This window comes from Pseudomonas floridensis (assembly GCF_002087235.1).
Classification (GTDB): Bacteria; Pseudomonadota; Gammaproteobacteria; order Pseudomonadales; family Pseudomonadaceae; genus Aquipseudomonas; species Aquipseudomonas floridensis.
Map to the genome: position 1 here is coordinate 1 of NZ_MUIO01000136.1, position 6,689 is coordinate 6,689.

Below are 6,689 nucleotides of genomic sequence, written 5' to 3' on the forward strand. Positions count from 1 at the left end.
CATACATCTGATGCAAAACTGGTTCGGCTACAGCGATCCTGCGATGGAGGAAGCGTTGTACGAAACAACAATCCTGCGCCAGTTTGCGGGATTGAGTCTGGATCGGATTCCCGATGAAACCACCATTCTCAACTTCCGGCGCGTGTTGGAAAAACACGAGTTGGCAGACGGGATTTTGCAGGTCATCAACGGCTATCTGGGTGATCGTGGTTTGATGCTGCGCCAAGGCACTGTGGTCGATGCGACGATCATTCACGCGCCGAGTTCAACCAGGAACAAGGACGGCAAACGTGATCCTGAGATGCATCAGACGAAGAAAGGAAATCAATACTTCTTCGGCATGAAAGCGCATATCGGCGTTGATGCCGGGTCGGGCTTAGTCCATAGCCTGGTGGGCACTGCGGCGAATGTAGCGGACGTGACTCAAGTCGATCAGTTGCTCCACGGCAAGGAAACCTATGTCATTGGAGATGCGGGCTACACGGGCGTTGACAAGCGTGCGGAGCATCAGGATCGTCAGATGATCTGGTCGATCGCCGCACGCCCAAGCCGTTACAAAAAACATGGCAAGACCAGTTTGATCACACGGGTATACCGCAAGATCGGGTTCGCGAAAGCCCAGGTACGAGCGAAGGTTGAACATCCATTTCGCGTGATCAAGCGCCAGTTTGGTTATACGAAAGTTCGGTTTCGCGGGCTGGCTAAAAACATCGCGCAACAGACCATTCTATTTGCCTTGTCGAACCTTTGGATGGTGCGAAAACGGCTGCTGGCTACAGGAGAGGTGCGCCTGTAATGCGGAAAAACGCCTTGGAAAGGTGCTGTTTGGAGGAAACTCCATGAGTTAAAAGCGGGAAAACCCTGATTATCTGATCGAGCGAGCTTTTTTGAACCTCAGGCCACGAGGGCATCAAAAATCGATGCGTACTTCAGAGCGTCCTTAAGAAGGTAAGGTCGGCGACTGTAATGTCTACATTTGAAAAGATGGATATTGCAGAATGGGCAGTAAGCCAAACTTTAAAAGCAAATCGTCTCAGAATTCTAATGTATTCCAAAACTCAATTTATTCGTAAGAGCAATCGACTGGTCTTGGACTTTGATGCTAAGCAGGAGGTGGGTTGGGGCATATACCGTTCAGCGCCAGATATCCCAGTAGCCATGACAAAGGTGAAGGTGATTATAGAGATTGTAGAATTTAATCACATGCCCAGGTACATCCTTACTGCCTTCCCGATTCCTTGAGGTTTTTGTAATGCGCGAATACATGGAATTGATAAGCTTTATGAAAGAATTGAGTGATGGAATACTCGATCATCTACCTGAAGAGCAAAGGGTAGGGCAGCTTACCGTTGAAGAGGTAATCGAGAAATGGATGTCAAGTAAGTCTTACTGCTCTAGCCTCTCGCTGAGAAAAGATATAGAGACATATATAAGCCTTCAAAAATCTGGCGATTTTTCAGTTGACGAGATACTGTCGTGGTATGACCTTTGTTTCATTTCTGAAAGGTTTGGAGTTGATGAGCATGTTTTTTTTAGTGATGTGTTAAAATCAATAAATTTTCATATAGAAGAGAAGAGGAGATTTTTTTTTATTAAATACTTTGGCTGGTTAGGCTTTAAGTGATTATATCTAGGTTCCTACAGATAAGAGCTTGATGAGGTCGATGCTGCGCGCTTGATTCAGCTTGACAGCAGTGCGGGCTGGCTCAAGCCGGGCTTTTGATACCCCCGTGGGTAATTCTATATACATCTTGATGAAAAATCTTTTTGGCGTAGCTGGAGGCGAGAGTGGAGAAGGAATTGTAATTGATGTGGTAATAACTGCATCTTTCATTTTTGTTGTCCTGGCGTGTTGGTTGCTTTCAAAACTAAAAGCAGACATCTCTCGGACGAAAACTTAGCTGACGTTCATAAGTGCTGTGGCGGACAATTGATTGGTTTTTCTGAGTTTGTTATTTAATAAGCCGCTAACTAGCGGCTTTGTTATACCTAGCACATAGGTTGTCCCACGAGGGCTCTCATGTCCGAGAGGAGTTCACCAGAGGAACGCTTAGATCGTAGACATCCATCATCGCCCCGTCCCGGTGACCGCTAGCTTCCTGTTTGTCCGCCCTATTGCCCACCGTGTCGGTGATACCCCGCCGCTTGAGGTCATGCAGGCCAAAGCGTTGTTCGGCTGTGATGGTGCCGTCCTCAATGGCCGAGGTGATGAATCGTTGCCAGGCCGTATCCAGACTGGATTTACGTAAAGCACCACCGTGGCTGGCCACGATGATGTAGCGTCGATCACGACGGTTCGGAACGACCGTTGATTGTATCCGCTCAACGAACGTAAGCGCTCCATGAACCCCACATTCCAAGCGCTTAGCTGTCCTTTATAGTTTCTTGATAGCATCGTCGGCAGAGATTGTCAGTAGCCGAATCTTTGAAGTTCCTGCTAGGAAAAACAACCCCGCATGTCCTCACTGAATGTTCAGGATCATACAACGATTCTGTTCAGGTATTAGTACTACCAGCGTCCGGCGTTTCGCAACCGTGCTCCACAGGCTTTGGGCATCTGATGTGCCTCGATGCGGCAGTTCTTGTTCTCTGTCAGTCATGACCCGTGCGGGTCAAATCTGTGGTCGGAAGTTTTGAGCTGACGCGCTGCGCTTGTCTGCCCCCAATCTGTTCATCAGGTTGGACGATTAAGCTGACCAACCAGATGCCTAGCCGCGGCCTCAAATGGGCACTATCCCTTCGAGTACCCTTATTTTGTCCTAGTGAACGGGGTCGGGTGAGATGGTGACTAAACCGGTGACAAAAAGCCAATAAACGAAAAAGGCCCACCTTTCGGTGAGCCTAAGTCGTTGATCTATATGGTGCCGGCACCAGGAGTCGAACCCGGGACCTACTGATTACAAGGAAGATGCTTTAAACTTATAAATCAATGGCTTACAGATTTTTTTATTCGTCGAAAATTTCCCGCGGCCCCGCTCAGCCGGGGGGGTAATCGTTCCTTGTTACGTGGCGAAAACCGCCTCGAAATGCTCCAAATGGCACTGATGCTGTTCGTCGAGTCTTGCCTTCATACTCAGCGCCAAGTGTGATCTGTAGCTTTCCCCAAGCCGCCGTAGTAGCGTTACGCCCTTACCGATTGGATCAAGGGCTTGCGAGCCCAGCACGGAGCTCCAAAAATGGATTTTCTTGAGTCACTCAACTCTCTGTCCGCGAAAGTTCGGCAGCAAGCCGCCTCGATTCAGACAGAAGAGGCAACCAAAACAGCTCTAGTCATGCCGTTCATTCATACGGTGCTTGGTTACGATGTATTCGACCCTTCTGAAGTCGTCCCCGAATACACCTGTGACGTAGGAACGAAGAAAGGTGAGAAGATTGACTATGCCATCGTAAAAGACGGAAATATTCAAATTCTTATTGAGACTAAGAAGGTTGGCGAACCTCTTAACATCAATCATGCCAGTCAGCTTTTTCGGTATTTTCATGTGACGACTGCAAGAATTTCAATATTGACAAATGGTAGGGTCTATAAGTTTTTCACAGATCTCGATGCGCCTAACAAGATGGACGAAAAACCATTCTTAGAATTGGATCTTCTTGCAATCGATGATCATGCGATTCCTGAGCTTCAAAAACTGACAAAATCATCTTTCGATGTTGAATCAATTCTAAACGCAGCTGGTGAACTGAAATACGTCGGTCAAATAAAGCGCATGATTGCTGCCCAGTTCAGTCAGCCTGATGACGACTTCGTCAGGTATTTCGCGTCCCGTATCTATGAGGGTGCTATCACTCAGAAAGTACGTGAACAGTTCACCGTGTTGACAAAAAAAGCCACCTCGCAGTTTCTGAATGACCAAATCAATGATCGATTGAAATCAGCTATGAGTGGGGTTGCCGTGCCTACCGTCGCTGAGGCACTGATAGAAGCCAATACAAGTCTCGAGAAAGATGCTCCAGTAGAGGATCGAATCGTTACTACGGTGGAAGAGATGGAAGGTTTTCACATCGTCAAATCCATCATACGTACTGTGGTGGACGCTAAGCGGATTAACCATCGAGACACCCAAAGTTACTTTGGTATTCTCTTGGACGACAACAACAGGAAACCTATTACGCGATTACATTTCAATCGTGCCCAAAAGTACATTGGTATATTTGAGAAGGACAAAGGTGAAACCAGGCATCCGATAGCGACTCTCGATGATATCTACAGCTTTAGTGAAATGCTAAAAGAAACAGCCTTGCACTACGAAACGATTTGAATTTTGATTGAAGATCAGTAGGGGGCGAAGACGACAACGTTCTTGGCGCTCTGTTTTTAGTATTTCTATAACGCGCTTTATGTTCAATAGGCCGCTACGGCAAAGCCCACTCCGGTGGGCTTTTTTATATGCTCTGGATGGCAGAGAGGGGGGCGAGTGCTCAATACCACAATTGCTTTTCCTGTAGGCCATGCACACGGGCAACCTTCGCCGCTGATCGCATGGGCAAGATCAACGGCTCTTAATCTTGTAGCCATCAATAGGAATATCTTCTGTACGCTCATAGAGTGGAAGATCGCTGAATTTGGCATGCTCAAATGCTTGCGTATCCCAGCGTCGCTCTTTTAAAGCTAAATACAGCATTCCAACTCTTAGCGGTATATTTCCGCGTCTGTCTTTGGCACGCCTGAAAGAAAAAAGGTTGTAACCTTCTTCCAAAAAGTACCGATAAGGATCGTAGTCGTTAAGATCAATAGAAAACCTTTCGAAGAACTCGACCATCAGATCATTGGCATCGTCGCCATCTATGCCCAGGTCCCTTGCAACATCGGTTGCCAAGCTAAAGCTTTCAAATGCCTTTCTTCCAAAGCCTACGGTATCTTGGATGCAGACGACCATGTTATCCAATATTTTGTAATCAAGGAGTTCGTTCATTGCTAGAAAACCTGGTCTTCGGTGCTCACAATGGAGTTATAAGTTACGACGGTCTTGTAGCCTATCAGTCCTAGCTCTGCCGCCGTATACGCCCAGCCTGCGACAGGGATCGCGCGAGCTATGAAAGCAGCAATGCTCGGCGTTCTGCGAATGTGCGGTGGGCGCCAGCCTACTATTGATGGAGCCCTGTAGCCTCCGGGGAAGCGCCGGTTCTTAAGTGCGCGTCTTAATAACAAAGAAAGAATGGACGTATTTTTGGTTGCCCCCCCGGGCTTTGTACGTGTGGGGATTATGTTAGCCCCTGTCACTATGCCAAAGGCAGCTGTAACGTCATCGAGTCCCAGTTCTTCCATTGCAGTTTCAGCTGCAATTATCCATAGCAACTGATTTGCAGTGAGTCCGCAGTCTCCGTCATAACAATATATTCTGGCCACTCACAATATCCTTATGCGTAAGTGTTATTGCTTATCTGATCCCATCCTGCGGAAATTTGTCCGATCAACAGTCCGGACTCTCTGCTTTGCTGCGAATAGATAATTTTTACTTTGGCGTAGTCAAAACGAATGACTTCTTCAGGAAATGATGAGGGTTTTCTTTCGAAAAGGTTTCCTGACTCAACGCCGCTGATGATTACTTCTTCAAAGGTGACTTCCATGTACTTTTGTTTTTCACCACCTGCACGGTAAAGGCTCAAAATTACCTTCTTCAGATGTTGGCCAGCGCAGCAGGCTTGAAAGATTTTTGGGGTCGATGAATCAACCAACTTCACGATACTAAAGTCACTAAGATAGACCCGGCCGACGGTTGCGCCGCCCGAAGAACTGGCCGTTCTAGATACATCTTGTGTTGCCGCTAGATTGAATGCAGTGGCCTCAATCCAGTCCTGGTGGGCCGAGTCCCTAGATTCTCCGGCGATACCGTCAATCCAGATAAATGCGTCAAATGCCATTCCTGCTCCTTGGAGATAAATTTACAGTTGAGGCCGATTACCCTTTGTTATGAAGGTTAACGTAACAAATTTCTATTTGCACTCCTGCTTCAGGTTTCGTGTGTCACATCTTTGTCTGGCTCGATGGGTGCAGTCTCTGGTTACCGGTACGCTCTTGCCGCGCAGCGCAACGTACTTGAGCCAGTTTGACGGAGGTCGGACATTTTGCTGCATCGACCGGGATACGCGCGTTTCAGGTCGAAGTCTGACGCCTGGCGCTATGTCTGGGAGGCATTGACCAGCGGGACGCTTAGGTCGTAGACGTCCATCATCGCCCCGTCCCGGTGGCCGCTGGCCTCCTGTTTGTCTGCTCGGTTGTCGACAGTGTCGGTGATACCACGCCGCTTTAGGGAGTCTCCGAACAAGTCCCGGGTATGCGAAAATCGCCTGAACACCTGATCCGAGCCTCCCATGAGCCAGATGAGCTTTTCCGACTTCGAGTACGCCGGCAAGCGCAAGCAAACCCGCCGCGAACGCTTCCTCGCCGAGATGGATCAGGTCGTGCCCTGGGCAGGTCTGCTGGGCCTGATCGAACCGTTCTACCCCAAGGCCGGCGGTGGCAGAAAACCTTATCCTCTGGAAACCATGCTGCGCATTCATCTGCTGCAAAACTGGTTCTCCCTGAGCGACCCGGCCATGGAAGAAGCGCTCTACGAAATCACGCCCATGCGACAGTTTGCACGCCTGACCTTGAGCGCCCCGATACCTGAAGACACCACGATCATGAACTTCCGGCACCTGCTGGAAAAGCATCAATTGGCCCCTGCGATCCTCGCGGTCATCAA

9 protein-coding genes and 2 pseudogenes are annotated in these 6,689 nt (G+C 48.5%); 5 read left to right on the plus strand and 6 right to left on the minus strand.

The genetic code is table 11. From position 1 onward, the window contains the following. From BZK31_RS26065 to BZK31_RS26075, 3 genes are all read left to right on the plus strand, one after another. The coding region (locus BZK31_RS26065) for an IS5 family transposase (protein ID WP_102136526.1) at window positions 1-796 on the plus strand (796 nt) is incomplete at its 5' end. A 113-nt stretch (window positions 797-909) separates the two neighbouring features. Further along, complete coding sequence (locus tag BZK31_RS26070; protein ID WP_279628822.1) at window positions 910-1,242, plus strand: RNase A-like domain-containing protein; 333 nt, start codon at window positions 910-912, stop codon at window positions 1,240-1,242. 10 nt (window positions 1,243-1,252) lie between these two features. Further along, a complete protein-coding gene (locus BZK31_RS26075; RefSeq protein ID WP_083186117.1) occupies window positions 1,253-1,624 on the plus strand; it encodes a hypothetical protein in 372 nt (123 codons plus the stop codon). 6 nt (window positions 1,625-1,630) lie between these two features. On the opposite strand, the gene BZK31_RS29580 is transcribed toward BZK31_RS26075, so the two are convergent. Continuing rightward, window positions 1,631-1,834, minus strand: coding sequence for a hypothetical protein (locus BZK31_RS29580; protein WP_157900798.1), 204 nt, complete (start codon window positions 1,832-1,834; stop codon window positions 1,631-1,633). A gap of 184 nt (window positions 1,835-2,018) precedes the next feature. Continuing rightward, window positions 2,019-2,315 (minus strand): annotated as a pseudogene (locus BZK31_RS26080) (site-specific integrase); the annotation flags it as partial. Window positions 2,316-3,176: 861 nt separating this feature from the next. Here BZK31_RS26080 and BZK31_RS26085 point away from each other — a divergent pair. Next, window positions 3,177-4,262, plus strand: a complete 1,086-nt coding sequence (locus BZK31_RS26085; RefSeq protein ID WP_083186118.1) for a type I restriction endonuclease — start codon at window positions 3,177-3,179, stop codon at window positions 4,260-4,262. A 231-nt stretch (window positions 4,263-4,493) separates the two neighbouring features. On the opposite strand, the gene BZK31_RS26090 is transcribed toward BZK31_RS26085, so the two are convergent. From BZK31_RS26090 to BZK31_RS26105, 4 genes and pseudogenes are all read right to left on the minus strand, one after another. Further along, entirely contained in the window at window positions 4,494-4,916 is a 423-nt protein-coding gene (locus BZK31_RS26090) for a DUF1493 family protein (RefSeq protein WP_083186119.1), read from the minus strand. Window positions 4,917-4,918: 2 nt separating this feature from the next. After that, entirely contained in the window at window positions 4,919-5,350 is a 432-nt protein-coding gene (locus BZK31_RS30700; RefSeq protein WP_083186120.1) for an STM2901 family protein, read from the minus strand. 11 nt (window positions 5,351-5,361) lie between these two features. Then, window positions 5,362-5,865 (minus strand): Hcp family type VI secretion system effector, encoded by a 504-nt coding sequence (locus BZK31_RS26100; protein WP_083186121.1) that lies wholly within the window; start codon window positions 5,863-5,865, stop codon window positions 5,362-5,364. Between the two features lie 257 nt (window positions 5,866-6,122). Next, window positions 6,123-6,254, minus strand: a pseudogene (locus BZK31_RS26105) (integrase); the annotation flags it as partial. Between the two features lie 61 nt (window positions 6,255-6,315). Between BZK31_RS26105 and BZK31_RS26110 the strand changes: the two are divergent. Further along, window positions 6,316-6,689 (plus strand): transposase (locus BZK31_RS26110; protein ID WP_167378115.1); only part of this gene is annotated, 374 nt, incomplete at its 3' end.